19 protein-coding genes and 1 pseudogene are annotated in these 17,541 nt (G+C 71.9%); 5 read left to right on the forward strand and 15 right to left on the reverse strand.

Annotated features, from left to right (window positions below; translation table 11 throughout):
• Positions 1-130: 130 nt before the first annotated feature.
• The gene (locus tag IF83_RS0117145) at positions 131-388 is read right to left on the reverse strand and encodes a WhiB family transcriptional regulator (protein ID WP_003983230.1); all 258 of its coding nucleotides are present in this window, start codon (positions 386-388) and stop codon (positions 131-133) included.
• A 320-nt stretch (positions 389-708) separates the two neighbouring features.
• Positions 709-1,677 carry a diacylglycerol/lipid kinase family protein gene (locus IF83_RS0117150; RefSeq protein ID WP_030545072.1) on the reverse strand — a complete coding sequence of 323 codons (969 nt, stop codon included), beginning with the start codon at positions 1,675-1,677 and terminating at the stop codon, positions 709-711.
• 63 nt (positions 1,678-1,740) lie between these two features.
• Between IF83_RS0117150 and IF83_RS0117155 the strand changes: the two genes are divergently transcribed.
• On the forward strand, positions 1,741-2,208 hold the full coding sequence (locus IF83_RS0117155) for a hypothetical protein (protein WP_394297335.1): 468 nt from the start codon (positions 1,741-1,743) through the stop codon (positions 2,206-2,208).
• A gap of 63 nt (positions 2,209-2,271) precedes the next feature.
• Here the strand turns inward: IF83_RS0117155 and IF83_RS0117160 are convergent, their stop codons facing one another.
• The 6 genes from IF83_RS0117160 to IF83_RS0117185 all read right to left on the reverse strand — a co-directional run bounded on the left by IF83_RS0117160 (position 2,272) and on the right by IF83_RS0117185 (position 6,906).
• Positions 2,272-3,213 carry an RNA polymerase sigma factor SigF gene (locus IF83_RS0117160; protein WP_037680246.1) on the reverse strand — a complete coding sequence of 314 codons (942 nt, stop codon included), beginning with the start codon at positions 3,211-3,213 and terminating at the stop codon, positions 2,272-2,274.
• Between the two features lie 20 nt (positions 3,214-3,233).
• Entirely contained in the window at positions 3,234-3,647 is a 414-nt protein-coding gene (locus tag IF83_RS0117165) for an ATP-binding protein (protein WP_019710113.1), read from the reverse strand.
• Between the two features lie 320 nt (positions 3,648-3,967).
• On the reverse strand, positions 3,968-4,891 hold the full coding sequence (locus IF83_RS0117170; RefSeq protein ID WP_051722845.1) for a 1-aminocyclopropane-1-carboxylate deaminase/D-cysteine desulfhydrase: 924 nt from the start codon (positions 4,889-4,891) through the stop codon (positions 3,968-3,970).
• A gap of 161 nt (positions 4,892-5,052) precedes the next feature.
• Positions 5,053-5,286 (reverse strand): hypothetical protein, encoded by a 234-nt coding sequence (locus tag IF83_RS0117175; protein WP_030545076.1) that lies wholly within the window; start codon positions 5,284-5,286, stop codon positions 5,053-5,055.
• A gap of 187 nt (positions 5,287-5,473) precedes the next feature.
• On the reverse strand, positions 5,474-6,412 hold the full coding sequence (locus IF83_RS0117180; RefSeq protein WP_030545077.1) for a beta-ketoacyl-ACP synthase III: 939 nt from the start codon (positions 6,410-6,412) through the stop codon (positions 5,474-5,476).
• 155 nt (positions 6,413-6,567) lie between these two features.
• Positions 6,568-6,906 (reverse strand): STAS domain-containing protein, encoded by a 339-nt coding sequence (locus IF83_RS0117185; protein WP_030545078.1) that lies wholly within the window; start codon positions 6,904-6,906, stop codon positions 6,568-6,570.
• A gap of 399 nt (positions 6,907-7,305) precedes the next feature.
• On the opposite strand from IF83_RS0117185, the gene IF83_RS0117190 reads away from it, so the two are divergent.
• Complete coding sequence (locus IF83_RS0117190; protein ID WP_030545079.1) at positions 7,306-7,944, forward strand: GNAT family N-acetyltransferase; 639 nt, start codon at positions 7,306-7,308, stop codon at positions 7,942-7,944.
• A 120-nt stretch (positions 7,945-8,064) separates the two neighbouring features.
• Here the strand turns inward: IF83_RS0117190 and sodN are convergent, their stop codons facing one another.
• Positions 8,065-8,460, reverse strand: a complete 396-nt coding sequence (gene sodN, locus IF83_RS0117195) for a superoxide dismutase, Ni (RefSeq protein WP_030545080.1) — start codon at positions 8,458-8,460, stop codon at positions 8,065-8,067.
• A gap of 271 nt (positions 8,461-8,731) precedes the next feature.
• Here sodN and IF83_RS35670 point away from each other — a divergent pair.
• Positions 8,732-8,902 (forward strand): annotated as a pseudogene (locus tag IF83_RS35670) (S24 family peptidase); the annotation flags it as partial.
• Positions 8,903-8,997: 95 nt separating this feature from the next.
• Here IF83_RS35670 and IF83_RS0117205 read toward each other — a convergent pair.
• The 4 genes from IF83_RS0117205 to IF83_RS0117220 form a co-directional block, all read right to left on the reverse strand.
• On the reverse strand, positions 8,998-9,654 hold the full coding sequence (locus IF83_RS0117205) for a CGNR zinc finger domain-containing protein (protein WP_030545082.1): 657 nt from the start codon (positions 9,652-9,654) through the stop codon (positions 8,998-9,000).
• A gap of 337 nt (positions 9,655-9,991) precedes the next feature.
• Positions 9,992-10,771, reverse strand: a complete 780-nt coding sequence (locus IF83_RS0117210) for an amino acid ABC transporter ATP-binding protein (RefSeq protein WP_030545083.1) — start codon at positions 10,769-10,771, stop codon at positions 9,992-9,994.
• Positions 10,768-11,766 (reverse strand): amino acid ABC transporter permease, encoded by a 999-nt coding sequence (locus IF83_RS0117215; RefSeq protein ID WP_030545084.1) that lies wholly within the window; start codon positions 11,764-11,766, stop codon positions 10,768-10,770. The genes IF83_RS0117210 and IF83_RS0117215 overlap by 4 nt, the downstream gene beginning before the upstream one ends.
• Before the next feature lie 41 nt (positions 11,767-11,807).
• Complete coding sequence (locus IF83_RS0117220; protein ID WP_030545085.1) at positions 11,808-12,755, reverse strand: ABC transporter substrate-binding protein; 948 nt, start codon at positions 12,753-12,755, stop codon at positions 11,808-11,810.
• 522 nt (positions 12,756-13,277) lie between these two features.
• Here IF83_RS0117220 and IF83_RS0117225 point away from each other — a divergent pair.
• Positions 13,278-14,483, forward strand: coding sequence for an NAD(P)-dependent malic enzyme (locus IF83_RS0117225; RefSeq protein ID WP_030545086.1), 1,206 nt, complete (start codon positions 13,278-13,280; stop codon positions 14,481-14,483).
• 196 nt (positions 14,484-14,679) lie between these two features.
• The gene (locus tag IF83_RS0117230; protein WP_030545087.1) at positions 14,680-15,642 is read left to right on the forward strand and encodes a zinc-binding dehydrogenase; all 963 of its coding nucleotides are present in this window, start codon (positions 14,680-14,682) and stop codon (positions 15,640-15,642) included.
• Positions 15,643-15,702: 60 nt separating this feature from the next.
• Here the strand turns inward: IF83_RS0117230 and IF83_RS0117235 are convergent, their stop codons facing one another.
• Positions 15,703-16,128: a hypothetical protein gene (locus tag IF83_RS0117235; RefSeq protein ID WP_158711053.1), complete on the reverse strand. Its 426-nt coding sequence runs from the start codon at positions 16,126-16,128 to the stop codon at positions 15,703-15,705.
• A 291-nt stretch (positions 16,129-16,419) separates the two neighbouring features.
• Entirely contained in the window at positions 16,420-17,541 is a 1,122-nt protein-coding gene (locus IF83_RS0117240; protein ID WP_030545089.1) for a PadR family transcriptional regulator, read from the reverse strand.

Here is a 17,541-nt window from a genome sequence, read left to right on the forward strand (position 1 = left end):
GGATCCGGCCGGGGTTCAAAGCTTTATGTGCAACGGGTACTGCGCGCTGCGACTCGGGGGGCGGGTGGTGCGTACCCGCTGGGATGACGTGGTGTCATCGGGAACACGCTCCGCCCGGGTGCAGGGGGGTTCAGGCGCTCGCGTTGCGCGCCCGGTTGCGAGCGGCACGGCGCTTCATTGCGCGGCGCTCGTCCTCGCTGAGGCCACCCCACACACCGGAGTCCTGGCCGGACTCCAGCGCCCACTGCAGGCACTGCTCCATGACGGGGCAGCGACGGCAGACGGCCTTGGCTTCCTCGATCTGCAGCAGCGCAGGACCGGTGTTGCCGATGGGGAAGAAGAGCTCGGGGTCTTCCTCGCGGCAAACGGCGCGGTGACGCCAGTCCATGGCTGCTCCATCTCCTTGTGATACTTGCTGATTGCTTGTGAATGTGAACGCTTTCACGAATCCCCCCGCGACAGAAGGGGCCGACGACCAGTTCCCTGGTGCGGTCCCAGCGGGATTGAGGAGGGGGGTTCGGGCTCTCAAGGGGGCCGTGTGCTGGGCCGTCCCGATCGCCAGGAAGAGACTCGCAAACCTGGGCTGCGGATACAACCCCTTCCGGAAAGTTTTTTTTGATTCCTTGGTGTCGCCTCGGTCACAGCCTCACTTCCAGGGGGTGGAAGATGGCCTAAACGTTCGAGTGAAAGGACTTTCTGCGGTTCCGCTCACACAATCACACGCAGTGCACGCCGTACGCCTGTGAACGTCACGCTGGAACGCAGTCCCAGGTGGTCACCGTCCATCTGAAACGGCAGTTTCGCCTGCGAATGCAAGGTGAAGTCCGTCAGATCGTGCAGTGACAGAGCGTGCTTGCCGTGCGGGCCCCGCTCGGGCGAGGACATGAGCAGCTGGGTCCCGTAACGCGCCACCGCGGCGGCGGAGAGACTGCTCAGTCCGAGCACGTCCAGCGCGGTGTCGAACGTCGCCCCGGGGGCGGCGTAGACCGGACGATTGCCCAGGTAGGTCCAGGGAGAGGTGTTGCAGACGACCGACAGCACCAACCCCCGTTCGGGCGTGTGCCCCGGGCGGTCGAGCGTAATCGTGCCGTGGCCGCGGTGCGGGTCGCTGAAGAACTGGCGGAGCACCTGGCGCACATACAGAGCGTGGGTGGAACGCCGGCCCCGCTCGCGCTGTTGTTCGACTCGACCGACGACTCCCGCGTCGAATCCGAACCCCGCGGTGAAAGTGAACCAGCGGGCCGGAACCGCCTCGTCCACGCTTCCCGGAGTTCCGGAGGCGAGGCCCAGGCCGACCGTTCGTTCGCTTCCGTCACGCAATGCGTCCAACAATGCACCGGTCGCTTCCACGGCGTCATTGGGAAGACCCAGAGCGCGCGCGAACACATTCGTGGAACCGCCGGGGACAACGGCGAGGCGGGGCAGGGAATCCGGGTCCGGGCCGCGGTGCAGCAGACCGTTCACCACCTCGTTGACGGTGCCGTCGCCGCCGAGCGCCACCACCAGTTCGACCTCCCCGCTCTCAGCCGCCCGCCGGGCGAGGTCGCGGGCGTGGCCCCGGTACTCCGTGGACGCCACCTCCAGTTTGAGATCGCTCGCCAGGGCGTGGATCAGGACGTCCCGCGTACGGGCGCTGGTGGTGGTGGCTGCCGGGTTGACCACGAGGAGGGCGCGCATGCCGTGCACATTACCTACCTGCCGGTATGCGGCACAGTCCGGACGGCGACCCGCCCCGGACCGATGGAGGACGGCGGATACGCTGCTGAGGTGAGCAGTGAGCAGCGAACGTCCACCGGTACCACCCCTCCCGCCGGCCCCCGCCCGGCCCGGCTCTCCGCCGCCGCGGCCCTGTGCGCCGCCGAGGGCGTGGTGCTCGCCGGGTTCGGGGGGTATCTGCTCGTGATGGGGCTGGTCGGCGACCCGTCGAGCCCGCAGCAGGCCGAGATGGGCGGGCTGACCCTGCTCGCGCTGGCCGCGCTGCCGCTCCTGGCGGCCCGCGGTCTGCTGCTGCGGCGGCGCTGGAGCCGCGGACCGGCGATGATCACCCAGCTGATGGCCGTGCCGGTGGCCTGGACGCTGGTGAGCACCGGCGGCGCGATGATCGCCGCCGGGGTGGCGCTGGCCGCGGTGGCCGTCGCCGTGCTGGCACTGCTGGTCAATCCGACGGCCACCGCGGCACTGGGCATCGCCCCCCGGAGCGAGCCGTAACGGCCCGGGGCGCTGCCTCCACCGGGCACCTCCGCCGCGTGCTCCGGCGGAGGCCCGCGCCGGTCACTCCTCGACGAGGAGCTTGTCCCGCAGCTGCGCCAGGGTGCGGGCCAGCAGCCGGGAGACGTGCATTTGCGAGATGCCGACCTCCTGCGCGATCTGCGACTGCGTCATATTGCCGAAGAAGCGCAGCAGCAGGATCTTCTTCTCCCGCGGCGGCAGTTCCTCCAGCAGGGGCTTGAGGGACTCCCGGTACTCCACGCCCTCCAGGGCGTCGTCCTCGGCGCCCAGGGTGTCGGCGACGGCCGGCGACTCCTCGTCCGTGTCCGGGACGTCCAGCGAGAGGGTGCTGTACGCGTTGGCGGACTCCAGCCCCTCCAGCACCTCCTCCTCCGAGATGCCGAGCTGGACGGCGAGTTCGTGGACGGTGGGGGAGCGGCCGTGCCGCTGGGACAGCTCGGCGGTGGCCGTGGTCAGCGACAGCCGCAGCTCCTGGAGCCGGCGCGGGACCCGCACCGCCCAGCCCTTGTCGCGGAAGTGCCGCTTGATCTCGCCGACCACCGTCGGGGTGGCGTAGGTGGAGAACTCGACACCCCGGTCGGGGTCGAAGCGGTCCACGGACTTGATGAGGCCGATGGTGGCGACCTGGGTCAGGTCGTCCAGCGGCTCGCCGCGGTTGCGGAACCGCCGGGCCAGGTGCTCCACCAGCGGCAGGTGCATCCGGACCAGGTGGTCGCGGAGCTGGACGCGCCGCGGCGAGCCCTCGGGCAGGCCGCGCAACTCGATGAAGAGCGCCCGGGCACCGCTGCGGTCGTGCGGATCCGGCTGCTCGCCGCGGGCGTATTCGTGCTCGCGCCCCGGGTGCTCGCCCCGGCCCTGCTCGCGCCCGGGCTGCTCCTGCCGCTGCTCCTGCTGATGCTGGTCCATGTGGTCCGCCCGCTCTGCCTGTTGCTCCGGGATGGCGGCCCTGGGCACCGCCCCCGCCGAGCGCCTCTCGTCCTGCACCGGCCCGCCCGTTCCCTCCGTCACGGCTGACCGGGACCCGCGCCGCGCTTCTTGTGCAGGCCGATGCTCACCGTGCGGTCCTCGGCGACCGTGGAGTCCACCTCACCGGCGAGCGCGGAGAGCACCGTCCAGGCGAAGGTGTCGCGCTCGGGGGCGCGGCCGTCGGTCGTCGGGGCCGAGACGGTCACCCGCAGCGAATCCCCGACCAGACGGAAGACGCAGCTGAGCACGGAACCCGGCACCGCCTGCTGCAGCAGGATCGCGCAGGCCTCGTCGACCGCGATGCGCAGATCCTCGATCTCGTCGAGGGTGAAGTCCAATCGGGCCGCGAGGCCCGCCGTGGCCGTCCGCAGCACGGAAAGATAGGCACCCGCGGCGGGCAGCCGGACTTCCACGAAGTCCTGGTTCCCGGGCTCACCTGCGATGTGGGACACCCTCACCTCCAAGGTGACAAGCTCTTCGGTTCTTCGAGCTGATACGAGCGCCGGACCGCGCGCTTCGCGCGAGGGCGGAACCGGCGCAGCACATGGTTCGCCTGCGACGCTATCGTGATCTGTGGGCCGGTGTCGCCTGTGCCGGGGGCGCGGGACACAGCGGGGCCGCCCTCCAACGGCCGGTCGGAGCCCGCGGTCCGGTGAACGTCACTCATTGTAGGCACGGCTCTACGGACAGTGGCTAGGGGTGCGGCGGTTCCAATTCCGCGAATCCGGGCCCGGATTCACCCGGCGGGGCCCGGCGCGGGAGTCGCCACTGGTCAGCCGGTTCCGGTGAGAACGGCCGCGATCGCCGTGCCCGGGCGGAAGGCGCGTTCCTCGGTCAGCGACAACAGTCCGTACAGCATTTTGGCGACGTACAGTGACTCCAGGATAACCCCGTGCCGGGTGGAGAAGTCCTCGGCGAACGCCCGGAGTCGGGGCGGCACCTTCGCGTAGCCGCCGCAGTGGAAGCGGTGCTCCACCCGCCAGTCGCCCCTGCGGTCCCCGAACGCCTCGCGCTGCAGGCGCTCGACCTCCGCGCCCAGGAAGCCGCCTTTCAACACCGCGAAACCGAGAGCCCGTTGATCCGGCGCCAGTCCCGCCGCCAGCCCGGCGAGGGTGCCCCCGGTGCCGCACGGGACCGTCACCACATCGGCCCGGCCCCGCAGTTCGCGGCCGAGATCCGTACAGCCGTGCACGGCAAGGGCGTTGCTGCCGCCCTCCGGCACGAGATGGAAGGCGCCGAACCGTTCCCGCAGCCCTGCGGTGAACTCCGGCGCGGTCTTGCGCCGGTAGGCGGCCCGGTCGACGAAGACCAGCCGCATGCCGTCGGCGGCGCAGCGCTCCAGGGACGGATTGAGCGGGCGGTCCGCCAGCTCGTCGCCGCGGACGACGCCGATGGTGGACAGGCCCAGCAGCCGGCCGGCCGCGGCGGTGGCCCGCAGATGGTGGGAGTAGGCGCCGCCGAAGGTCAGGAGCGTGGTGTGGCCGCTCTCGGCGGCGGCGCGCAGATTCGGGGTCAGCTTGCGCCACTTGTTGCCGGGCAGCTCGGGGTGGATGAGGTCGTCCCGCTTGAGCAGCAGCCGCACGCCGTGGCGCGCGAAGCGCTCGTCCTCGGCCGGGTCCAGGGGGGACGGCAGGCGGGGCCGCAGGGCATCGGGGCCGGGCGGGGTGCCGGGAGCGGCGGGAGCGGCGGGGGACACCGGACCATTGTCACCCGGCGCGCCGGCCTGCGGTGCGGACGGGGTGCGGCGGCCCCGGAGCGGCGGCCGGGGCCGGTGGGCCGGGGGCGGCGGCCGCGAGCCGCGGCGTCCGTTCCGGGCGTTGGCCGCCCGGGCGTCCGCGGCCCGGGCGGCGCCGGGGCTCAGCCCCGGAGGACCCCGTCGCCGTGCGTCGCGATGTGCTGCTCCAGCGCCTCCATGGCACGGCGGGTGGCCTCCGGGGAGCCGCCGCGGCGCTGCTCGGCGTAGTACGCCGAACCGAGCTTCTTCAGCAGATCGGCACCGGCGCGCTGGGTCTGCACCTCGTCGAGCTTCTGCTTGCCCTGCGTGAGGCCGCGCTGTGCCTGCTCCTTGGCGCGGTCCAGAAACCCTGCCATGTGCTGCCTCCTGCGATCGGTGCGGTGAGGCGGCCGGGCTGGAGCGCCGCCCCTCGCTTCGTCAACGCCGGGGCCGGGCGGGGGGTTCCCCGCGTCGCCCGTACGGAGCAGCACCGGCCACGCCGGACCGGTCCCGGGGCCGCCGCAGCCTTCCGTCGTGCGTCCGCCGGGGACTACGGGACAGCCTTCAGGGGCACTGGATGACCTGGCCCGCGTACGAGAGATTGCCGCCGAAGCCGAACAGCAGCACGGGCGCGCCCCGGGGGATCTCGCCGCGCTCCACCAGTTTCGACAGGGCCAGCGGGATGCTCGCGGCCGAGGTGTTGCCGGAGTCCACCACGTCCCGGGCGATCACGGCGTTGACCGCTCCCAGCCTGCGGGCGAGCGGCTCGATGATCCGCAGGTTCGCCTGGTGGGGCACCACCGCGGCCAGGTCCTCCGGCCGCACTCCGGCGCGTTCGCACACCTGGCGCGCGATCGGCGGCAGTTGGGTGGTCGCCCAGCGGTAGACGGCCTGGCCCTCCTGCGCGAAGCGGCTCGGGGTGCCCTCGATGCGCACGGCGGCGCCCATCTCGGGGACCGATCCCCAGACGACCGGCCCGATGCCCGGCTCCGCCGCTGCGGTCACCACGGCGGCGCCGGCCCCGTCCCCGGTCAGCACACAGGTGGAGCGGTCCGTCCAGTCGGTCACGTCGGTGAACTTCTCGGCCCCGATGACCAGCGCCGTACGGGCCGCGCCGGCCCGTACCGCGTGGTCCGCGGTGGCCAGGGCGTGGGTGAAGCCCGCGCACACCACGTTGAGGTCCATGGTGGCGGGGGAGGGGAGGCCGAGCCGGGCGGCGACGCGGGCGGCCGTGTTGGGGCTGCGGTCGACGGCCGTGCAGGTGGCGACGAGGACCAGGTCCACCTCCGAGGCCGGGAGGCCGGAGCCCGCCAGCGCCTTGGCGGCTGCGGCGGCGGCCATCTGGTCCACGGTCTCGTCGGGACGCGCCACATGGCGGGTGCGGATGCCGACCCGGCTGCGGATCCACGCGTCGTCCGTGTCGACCATGGCCGCGAGATCGTCGTTGGTCAGCACGGCGGCGGGCTGGTAGTGGCCCAGAGCCAGTACGCGCGAACCCGTCATGGGTGTCCCTTCGTCATCCGCCGGCGCCGGTCGGGCGACGGTGCCGGGTGCGGTGGGCACCGCCCCACCATCCTCGGGGCGCGGGCCACGAGACCGGGTACGCGTTCGGCCAAGGATCCGGGCGCAGAACTGGCGTGACCCGCCAGCGGGCCGGCTCAGGCGGAGGCGCCGTGGCGGCGCAGCGCCTCGGCCAGCGTGGGGACGGGACGGAAGCGGTGGCCGAGGCCCGTGATGTCCAGGACACGCAGGATCCCCGGCCGGTCGCAGACCAGGGCGAGGTCCCCGCCCCGGGCGTGGACGCGGCGGTGGACGCGGCACAGCAGGCGCAGCCCGGACGCGTCGAGGAAGGTGACCGGACCGAGGTCGATCACGAGCCGGGAGCCGGCCGAGGCGGTGGCCCGGTCGAGGTGCGGAGCGGTGTCGAGGGCCGCGGCGATGTCCATCTCGCCGCGGAGTTCGACGACCGTGCAGCCGCCCGTCCGGTAGGTGGCCATGTGCCGACTGGGCTGCGGGGTCAGCTGAACTCTCCTCTTCGGGCCACGCGCCGGAACCTTCCGTCCGGTCCTCCGCGTGGGGCTGTGCGGGCTCCCCGGGCGGCATGCGCCGCTCTCCGGCCCGGCGGACCGGCCCGCCCCGGCTGCGGGAACCGCCGGGCGGCCGGAGCCGCGAGCGGCCCGGGGCAGGGGGTGACGTACCGTCACCGTAGCGGTACGGCACGGGAGTACGGGACAACAGAAACGGTCTTCGGCCCGGTAATTACATCCGTGTAGGTGAATTTCCCCACTTGACGTTGACAGGAGTCCGGTGGCGCGGCCGGTGCGCCCGAGGCGGCCTGGAGGGCCCGGGGCCGACGTCCTACCGTGATTCCGACCCGACCCTGGAGGCAGCAGAAGATGTCACTGATCCCCACCGCCGCACCGACCCCGGGCATACGGCGCGCCGGAGCGGACGACCGCACCTGGGTCGCCTCGCTCCTGGGTGAGGCGTTCATGAACGACCCGGTCAGCAGCTGGGTCTTCCCCGAGGCGGAGCAGCGGCGCGCGCTCCACCCGGCGTTCTTCGGCGTCTTCCTCGACGCCGCCCTGGAGGAGGGCTCGGTGGAGGTCACCGACGACGGCTCGGCGGCCGCCCTCTGGCTGTCCGTCCCGGCCGTGGCCGAGGCGGACGTCCCGGCCGCGATCGCGGAGGACGAGAAGGCCGCCGCTTTGATGCGGGCGGTGAGCGACCCCGGCAACGAGCGGACGGAGACGGTCGGCCGGCTGACCGCCCGGGTGCACCCCCGGCACCGCGAGCACCGGTATCTCATGCTCATCGGCGTCGACCCCGGACGGCAGGGGCAGGGGATCGGCAGCGCGCTCCTGGAGCCCGCGCTGCGGCACTGCGACAGCGCGGGACTGCCCGCCTATCTGGAGGCCAGCAGCGCCCGCAGCCGCTCGCTGTACGAGCGCGAGGGCTTCGTCTTCACCGGCAGCACCGTCGACCTGCCGGACGGACCCCCGATGTGGCCCATGTGGCGCGAGCCGCGCGGCTGACGCCGGCGGAGACGACCGCACCCGGTCCGCCGGGGACGCCTGTTCGGCGGAGTGCGGACCGGGTGCGGTCGGAAGGGCCGGTGGGCGGACTCGCCGCTCGCCGGGCGTCCTGACCCGCGGTCAGGCCTTCTTGGTCTCCCAGAAGATCTTGTCGATCTCGGCGATGAGGTCGAGCAGCTTCTGGCCGGTCGCCGGGTCGGTCGAGGCCTTGGCGGCGCTCGCGGCCTTCAGGGCGTCGTTCACCAGCTGGTGGAGCTGCGGGTACTTCTCGAAGTGCGGCGGCTTGAAGTAGTCGCTCCACAGCACGGAGATGTGGTGCTTGGCGAGCTCCGCGCGCTCCTCCTTGATGACGGTCGCGCGGGTGCGGTAGTGGGGGTCGTCGTTGGCCTGGTACTTCTCCTGGATGGCCTTGACGGACTCGGCCTCGACACGGGCCTGGGCCGGGTCGTACACGCCGCAGGGCAGGTCGCAGTGGGCGCTGACCTTGACCGTCGGGGCGAACAGGCGGGAGAGCATGTAGCTGTCCTTCCTCGTGATCGTCTTCTCAGGTGGGACATTACTCCGTGAAGGCAGTCATGTGGCGAGTGCCCCAGCGGGCTTGGGACAAAAGTCCGAGTGAGGTCACGACGTGCGGAGGAAACGGACCGGGAGGTGCCGGATGCCCGAGGCCGGTCGGCGGCGGGAATACGAACACGGGCGCGAGCCGGGGCCGGTGCCCGGTCCGGCGGACGCCGGGGAGCGCCGGCCGCTGCTCCCGTACGGGCTGGCCGAGGTCGTCGGCCCGTCGATGCTGCCGGCCCTGCGGCCGGGCGACCGGCTGGTCGTCCGGTACGGGGCGCCGGTGCGGCCGGGGCACGTGGTGGTGCTGCGCCATCCGATGCAGCAGGACCTGCTGATCGTGAAGCGGGCGGCGGAGCGGCGCGGGGGCGGCTGGTGGGTGCTCGGGGACAATCCGGCCGCGGAGAGCGACAGCCGCGAGTTCGGGGCGGTGCCCGACGGACTGGTGCTGGCGCGGGCCCGATTGAGGCTGCGTCCGCCGCGCATGGTGCGGGTTCAGCGGTCGCCGGCGGCGCTGCTGTCGTGGATCGTCTCGGCGGTGCGGCCGGTTCCGTCCGCGCGGCCGTCGGCGGCGGCGCGGTCCGTGCGCGCGCTCTCCAGGCGTTTGCGGGCCCGGTAGGCGGCCACGTTCGCGCGGGTCGCGCAGCGGTCCGAGCAGTACCGCCGCGAGCGGTTGGTCGAGGTGTCCAGGTAGGCGTTGCGGCAGGGGGCGGCCCGGCAGATGCCCAGCCGGTCGGCGCCGTGCTCGGTGAGGTGGAAGGCCAGGCCCATGGAGGCGGTGGCGGCGTAGTCGGCGGTGGCGTTGGCCGCGTGGTCGGCGATGTGCAGATGCCAGTCGGGGCGTCCGTCGGCGTCGCGCAGGGCGTGCCCGGAGATCTGCGGGCTGACGGGGAACTCCATCAGCAGGGCGTTGAGGAGGCCCACCGCCAGGGCCTCGTCACCGGCGTCCGCCGCCTCGAAGACCGCGCGGAACCGGGCCCGCACCGACCGGAGCCGGGTGACGTCCGCCTCGTTCGCGCGGCGCGCCGTCTGCCGGCCGGGGCCGAACAGCGCGCGCACCGCCTCGACGGAGGTGAGCCCGTCCTTGCCGCGCGCCGGTTCCTCGGTGTTGACCAGGCGCACCGCGAAATCCGAGTAGTAGGCCAGTTCCACGGAATTCCTTAATGGTTGGGGCGGGGCGGGCGGTCCGGGACGGGGCAGGGGCGGGCGCCGGCCGCGCGGTGCCCCCGTGGCGGCCGGGCCCGGTCTCAGGCGGCCGCGGCCCTCCGGGCGGCCGTGGCGGGTGCCGCTGCCGCGCGGCAGTGGCCGGCCGTCCGGTCCGCGCGGTACGGGAAGTATCACGGACCCGCGCGCTCCGGCGGTCACGGCGCCTCTCCGGAGCCGGGGCGGGGCCATGGCCGGGGGAGCCGGCAGCGGACACGCGGAGGCGGTACGGACCCCCGGTCCGTACCGCCTCCGTCCGCTGTCCGCACTCCCGTGGAGCCCTTGCTCAGAGCACCTTGGAGAGGAAGGACTTGGTGCGCTCGTGCTGCGGGTTGGTCAGGACGTCGCGCGGGTTGCCGGACTCGACCACCACACCGTCGTCCATGAAGACGATCGAGTCGCCCACCTCGCGGGCGAAGCCCATCTCATGGGTGACGACGACCATCGTCATGCCCTCCTCGGCCAATCCCCGCATGACGTCGAGGACCTCGCCGACCAGCTCGGGGTCGAGCGCCGAGGTGGGCTCGTCGAAGAGCATCAGCTTGGGCTCCATGGCGAGCGCCCGGGCGATCGCCACCCGCTGCTGCTGTCCGCCGGAGAGCTGGGAGGGGTAGTTGCCGGTCTTGTCGCCGAGGCCGACCCGGTCCAGCAGCTTGCGCGCCCGCTCGCGGGCGACCGCCTTGGACTCCCGCTTGACCTGGACGGGCGCCTCCATGACGTTCTCCAGCGCCGTCATGTGCGGGAAGAGGTTGAAGCGCTGGAAGACCATGCCGATGTCGCGGCGCTGGGCGGCGACCTCGCGCTCCTTCAGCTCGTAGAGCTTGTCGCCCTTCTGGCGGTAGCCGACCAGCCGGCCGTCGACGTAGAGGCGGCCCGCGTTGATCTGCTCCAGGTGGTTGATGCAGCGCAGGAAGGTGGACTTGCCGGAGCCGGACGGGCCGACCAGGCAGAAGACCTCGCGCGGCGCCACCTCCAGGTCGATCCCCTTGAGCACATGGGTGTGCCCGAAGGACTTGTGGACCTGCTCGGCCTTCACCATCGGGTGCTTGTTCACGGCGGTGCTCATACGGTGGTACCCCCCACCCGGCTCGGTGTGCGGAAGGAGCCCAGGTTCTTCCTGATCTTCTGCAGCGGAGTGGGCGGCAGGGTGCGGGTCGAGCCGCGCTGGAAATACCGCTCCAGGTAGTACTGGCCGATGCTGAAGACCGTGGTCAGGGCCAGATACCAGAGGGTGGCGACGATCAGCAGCTCCATCACCGCGAGGTTGCGGGAGTAGATCGTGCTGGCCTCCTTGAGCAGCTCCGGGTACTGGATGGCGAATGCCAGCGACGAGGTCTTGAGCATGTTGATGAACTCGTTGCCGGTCGGTGGGATGATCACCCGCATGGCCTGCGGCAGCACGATCCGCCGCATGGTGCGGGGGCCGGTCATGCCGAGGGCGTGGGCCGCCTCGGTCTGGCCCTCGTCCACCGACTGGATGCCCGCACGGCTGATCTCGGCCATGTAGGCGGCCTCGTTCAGGCCCAGGCCCAGCAGGGCGGCGAGGAACGGCGTCATGACGTCGTTCATCTCGTCGCGGTAGAAGCCGAGGTCCAGGATCGGGAAGACCAGCGCGAGGTGGTACCAGAGCATGAGCTGGACGAGGACGGGCGTGCCGCGGAAGAACCAGATGTAGCCCCAGGCGACGGAGGACATCACGGGGTTCTTCGACAGGCGCATCACCGCGAGGAGCGTGCCGAGCACGACGCCCAGGAGCATCGCGAGCACGGTGATCTTCAGGGTGTTCCAAGCACCGGTGAGGATGGTCCGGTAGGTGAGGTAGTCCGGGACCGTGGGCCAGTGGATCTCGGCGTTCGCGAACGCCAGGCCCAGCAAGGCTAGCAGACCCAGCACGATCGCGGCGCTGATCCAGCGGCCGTAGTGGCGTACCGGGATGGCCTTGACGGCCTGGGGTGGGGTCGGGGAGCCGGCGGTGGCCGGTCCGCCGGAGCCGTCCCCGGCGGTGTCGTCCTTGGATATCGACACCGCCGGACCCGGCACCTTGTCATGGGGTTCTGACACGGAGGGTTACCTTTGCTGGGGAGCTGTGCGGTTCCGGAGGCTCACTTGCCGCCGTTGACGGTCGCCTCTTCCACCGCGCCGTTGGTGACTTCCCACTTCTCCAGGACCTTCTGGTACTCGCCGTTCTTGATGACGGCGTCGACGGCGGCCTTGATCGCGTCGCGCAGCTCGGTGTTCTTCTTGCTCACGGCGATGCCGTACGGGGCGGCGTCGATCTGCTCGCCGACGACCTCGAAGTCCTTGCCGCCCCCGGAGGTCTTCGCGTTGTACGCGGCCACCGGGAAGTCGTTGATGTCCGCGACGGCGCGGCCCTGCTTGACCTGCAGCAGCGCCTCGGTGTCCTTTTCGAAGTCGAGGATCTTGATCGGCTTGTCGCACTTCTTGCTCTGCGCCTTCGCCAGGTCCTCGTTGGCGGTGCCGCGCTGGAGGGCCACGGTCTCGCCGCAGAGGTCGTCCAGGGACTTGATGCCCTCCGGGTTGCCCTTCTTGACGAGGATGGAGGAGCCGGCCCGGAAGTAGTCGACGAAGTCGGCGCCGTCGCCGACCTTCTTGTCGCCGTCCTTGCCCTCCTGGCGCTCCTTGGTGTCCGTCATCGCCGACATGATGATGTCGTGGCGGCCGGAGTTGAGACCGGTGACCAGACCGTCGAAGGTGCCGTTCTCGAACTCGAACTCGACGCCGAGCTGCTTGCCGAGCGCCTCGGCGAGGTCCGGGTCGATCCCCGCGACCTGGTCCTTGTCGTCGTAGAACTCGACCGGGGCGTAGGCGATGTCCGAGCCGACCTTGATGACGCCCTTGTCCTGGATCTCCTTGGGGAGCTTGTCGAAGAGCGGGGCGTCGGATCCCTTGGTCTTCTTGTCGCCGCCGTCCGCGCCGTCGGTCTGGTCGCCGCAGGCGGTGAGGAGCAGGGCGCCCGCGACCGCTATCGCGCCGACGGCTGCTGTCCGTGATCTGCGGGCGGCCGGGCGGCGGGTGGGAGTAGCGGTCATGGTGGGATCCTCCTGCGAGTGAGGGATGGAACTGCGGCCGGGCATACTCCTGCGAGTGCTGCGACCGTGGCTGATTAGGGCATCTTGCCATCCGGACGGAACAGCACAGTCGGCAGTCGTGTCAAAATCGGATAACGGGCAATCCCCTTCGCGTACGGAATGGACACGGCCGAACACGCCGCCGTCGTGCGCCCAACGAGACCGGCATCACGGTTTCCCACCCCTGGCCGGTAAAAGCGCTGGTGAACGGCTTGATCCGGGCTTGACGACGCATCGTGCCGAGCCCAGATGCAAGGGAAGTCACTCGTATGAGCAACCGCTCGTCCGGTAGAAAAGACCCTTACACCCCTCACCCGGGGCTCAGGGCGCGTGTGCGGCGCGCCCGGCGTCCGTAACTCCCCCGCGCGCGGCTGCGGCCGCGGGCCGGCCAATCGCCGTCCGGGGCCGCGGACGCGGTGCCCGCTCGCGCCTCAACCCGGCGCGGCAACCCTCAACACTTTTCAGAATTAAGGGGTCAGAACAGTGGCAGCGGAGATCGTGAATCCTCGCAGCGACAGCGACACGGAGGGTGAAGAGCCCTTCGACCCGGCCTTCGCCCTGCACCGCGGCGGCAAGATGGCCGTGCAGGCGACCGTGCCCGTGCGCGACCGGGACGATCTGTCCCTCGCCTACACGCCCGGCGTCGCCAAGGTGTGCAGCGCCATCGCCGAGCAGCCGGAGCTGGTGTACGACTACACCTGGAAGTCGCAGGTCGTGGCGGTCGTCACCGACGGCAGCGCGGTCCTGGGGCTCGGTGACATCGGCCCGGAGGCGTCGCTGCCCGTGATGGAGGGCAAGGCGATCCTCTTCAAGCAGTTCGGCGGCGTGGACGCGGTGCCCATCGCCCTGGACTGCCGGGACGTGGACGAGATCGTCGACACCGTCGTCCGGTTCGCCCCCTCCTTCGGCGGCATCAACCTGGAGGACATCTCGGCCCCCCGCTGCTTCGAGGTGGAGCGCAGGCTGCAGGAGCGCCTCGACATCCCCGTCTTCCACGACGACCAGCACGGCACCGCCATCGTCACCCTGGCCGCCCTGCGCAACGCCGCGAAGCTCACCGGCCGGTCGCTCGGGCAGCTGCGCGCGGTCATCTCCGGTGCCGGAGCGGCCGGTGTCGCCATCGCGAAGATCCTCATCGAGGCGGGGATCGGCGATGTGGCGGTCTGCGACCGCAAGGGCATCGTCTCGGCGGACCGGGACGACCTGACCGACGTCAAGCGGGACGTGGCCGGCTTCACCAACAAGGCGGGGCTGAGCGGTTCGCTGGAGTCCGCCCTCGACGGCGCGGATGTCTTCATCGGGGTCTCCGGCGGCACGGTCGCGGAGGCGGCCGTCTCCAAGATGGCCGCGAACGCCATGATCTTCGCGATGGCCAACCCGGATCCGGAGATCCACCCGGAGATCGCGCACAAGTACGCGGCCGTGGTGGCCACCGGGCGCTCCGACTACCCGAACCAGATCAACAACGTGCTCGCCTTCCCCGGGATCTTCTCCGGCGCCCTCCAGGTGCGGGCCACGCGGATCACCGAGGGCATGAAGCTCGCGGCGGCCGAGGCGCTGGCCGCGGTGGTCGCGGACGAGCTCAGCGCCGACTGCGTGATCCCCTCGCCGTTCGACGAGCGGGTCGCCCCCGCCGTGACGGCCGCGGTGGCCGCGGCGGCCCGGGCCGAGGGCGTCGCCCGGCGCTAGGTCCTGTCCGGGCGGGCTCCAGCTCTCGGGGCCCGGACTTCTGTGCCGTGGTGCCGCCTCGGGGGTGGCGCCACGGCGCCGGTGTGCCCCGGCGGGGGCGCTGCCCGGCCGGGCCGGGCCGCCGGTGGAAGGACGCGGCACGCGTCACACCCGTGTGTGGTTCCGTGGCCTCGTCCCGGCGATCTAGGGTCGGATCATGTTCGCCGCCTACGCAGCTCGTATCGACCGTGACCAGCCGCTCAACGGACTGGAACTGGGTGAGCGCCCCGCGCCCACGGCCCGTTCCGGCTGGACGACCGTCAACGTCAAGGCCGCCTCGCTCAACCACCACGATCTGTGGTCCCTGCGCGGGGTCGGTCTCGGTGAGGAAGCCCTCCCCATGATCCTCGGCTGCGACGCGGCCGGGATCGACGAGGACGGCAACGAGGTGGTGATCCACTCCGTCATCGGCCAGAGCGGCCACGGGGTGGGCCCCAAGGAGCCGCGCTCCATCCTCACCGAGCGCTACCAGGGCACCTTCGCCGAGCAGGTCACCGTCCCCGCCTGGAACGTGCTGCCCAAGCCGAAGGAGCTCAGCTTCGAGGAGGCGGCCTGCCTGCCGACCGCCTGGCTGACCGCGTACCGGATGCTCTTCACCAACGCCGCTGTCCGCCCCGGCGACTCCGTCCTCGTGCAGGGCGCGGGCGGCGGTGTGGCCACGGCCGCGATCGTCCTCGGCCGGGCCGCCGGCCTGCGCGTCTACGCCACCAGCCGGGACGAGGCCAAGCGGGGGCGGGCGCTGGAGCTGGGCGCCCACGAGGCGTACGAGCCGGGCGCGCGGCTGCCGGAGCGGGTGGACGCGGTGATGGAGACGGTGGGCGCCGCCACCTGGTCGCACTCCGTCAAGTCCCTGAAGCCCGGCGGCACTCTCGTGATCTCCGGCGCGACCAGCGGGCCCAATCCGAAGAGCGCCGAGCTGACCCGGATCTTCTTCCTGGAGCTCAAGGTCGTCGGCTCGACGATGGGCAGCAAGGACGAGCTGGAGGACCTGCTCGCCTTCTGCGCCGGCGCGGGGGTGCGGCCCGTGATCGACTCCGTGCTGCCGCTGGACCGGGCGCGGGAGGGCTTCGAGAAGATGGCGGGCGGCGACCTCTTCGGCAAGATCGTGCTGACGGTCTGAACACGGCCGCTGTGGCCGGCCGGAAGGAACGGCGGGCCACAGCGGTCGGGGTGCTGCGGGTCAGCGACCGGAGACGTAGCCGATCACCGGGTCGCCGTGTACCTGGACGGCGCCGTTCGCGCCGTCACGTGCCACGGTCGCGAACTCCACGGCATTAGCGCTCCCCTCCGGGAAGTCGTAGTTGCACCAGGTGTTGCCGTTGTTCGCGCCGTCCGCGTCCTGGCACTCTCCCGTCCTCCCGTCCTGGGGGCCGCCGTGGAGCTGCCAGATGACGCCTACACGGAGTCCGTCAGCCACCAAGTCCGCGACCGAGAAGCGGTCACCGTCGGAGTAGAAGCACGCGAATCCCGCCGATCCCCTAGGCAGGCTGCAGAATTGGGTGGTGTCGGCCGGAGCAGCGGGACGGGCCTGGGCTGTCGGGGCGGTTCCCAGCACACCGATCGAGGCGATGACCGCTCCGGCCGTCCACAGTGCACGTGCTCTCATGTCGACTGTCCTCTCGTCTAGTTCGTGGTGTGGAGCTGTTCGGTGCAGGGCCGAGTGCCCGACGCAAGAGATCGAAACGAAAGGAACGAGCCATTACGCCGACCCCGCTGGAGGCTGGCGGGTGGTGACTTGTCGTCAGGATCGCGGTCTTCGTATGACACGCTCCGAGGCAGGTTTCGCTCCGGTGCTGTGCCGATCCGGTTCGGCTGGCCTCTGGCGCATACGGCGGCGGCCGGCCTCTTCAGCAGTCTGGAGAGGGCGGCCGCCGTGTCGTCCGTCGGCTGGGCGCGGTCAGGGGCCGGGGCGCAGGATGACTCCGATGCGGGCGGCCGCCGCGGAGAGATGGCGGCGGGCCTCCTTCAGCTGTTCCTCCGTCACACCGTGGTCGCGGGCCGCGTCGCGGATGTCGTCGCGGAAGCGGTCCAGCAGCCGCTCCAGATCGCGTGCGGGGTCCGCGGAGGGTTCCGGGGTCTCCCGGGCCCACTCGGGCTCCGGCGGGGCGGCGGTCTCCGAGACGGCGTCCGTACGCGGACTCGCGCCGCTCGGGCCCGTGCCGGGCGCCGTGGCCGCGCCGGTCCGCGGGCCCGTGCCGGGCGCCGCTTCCGCACCGGTGCCGGGCCGGCCGGGCGCGGAGCCCTCGGGGCCGCCGGGCCGGCCGCCCGAGAAGCGGTTGACCTCGCGGGTGATCTCCGCGAAGCCCTCCCGGACCGCGCGCTGCCAGTCGCCGGTCCGGATGTGCTCCTGCGTCTGGTCCTGGAGGCGGCGGGCGAGCCGCTGGATCTCCTCCACGACGAAGTCCTGGGCCTCCCGGGCCTGCCCGCCGGCGCGCCGGGCCCCCTGCTCGGCGCGGCGGCTCTCCTTCGCGGCGCGGTGCGCCTGCCGTTCCTTGGCGCGGCGGGTTTCCTCCTGCGCCCGCCGCCGGGCGTCCTGCGCGCCGGCCTTGCCGGGGCCGTCGGGGCCGTCGTCCCCGTACCCGCCGCCGTACTCGCCGTCGGTCGTGCGGCCGGTGCCGGAGGTGCGGGCCGTGCGGGCCCGTTCGGCCGCCGCGCGCATCTCGCGGCGCAGCTCGCTGGCCGAGCCCCGGACGTCCTCGCGGATCTCGGCGGCGAGGACCGCCACGGAGTCCCGGATCTCGCGCTCCAGGTCCGCCAGTTCCTCCTGGCGTCCGGCGAGTTCGTCCCGTCCGGCGCCGGTGAGGGTGTAGACCTTGCGGCCACCCTCGGTGGCGTGGCTGACGAGGCCCTCGCTCTCCAGCTTGGCGAGGCGCGGGTAGACGGTGCCGGCGGACGGCGCGTAAAGGCCCTGGAAGCGCTCCTCCAGGAGACGGATCACCTCGTAGCCGTGGCGCGGTGCCTCGTCCAGCAGCTTGAGCAGGTAGAGGCGGAGCCGGCCGTGGGCGAAGACGGGGGGCAT

This window comes from Streptomyces albus subsp. albus (genome assembly GCF_000719865.1).
GTDB classification, from domain to species: Bacteria; Actinomycetota; Actinomycetes; order Streptomycetales; family Streptomycetaceae; genus Streptomyces; species Streptomyces albus_E.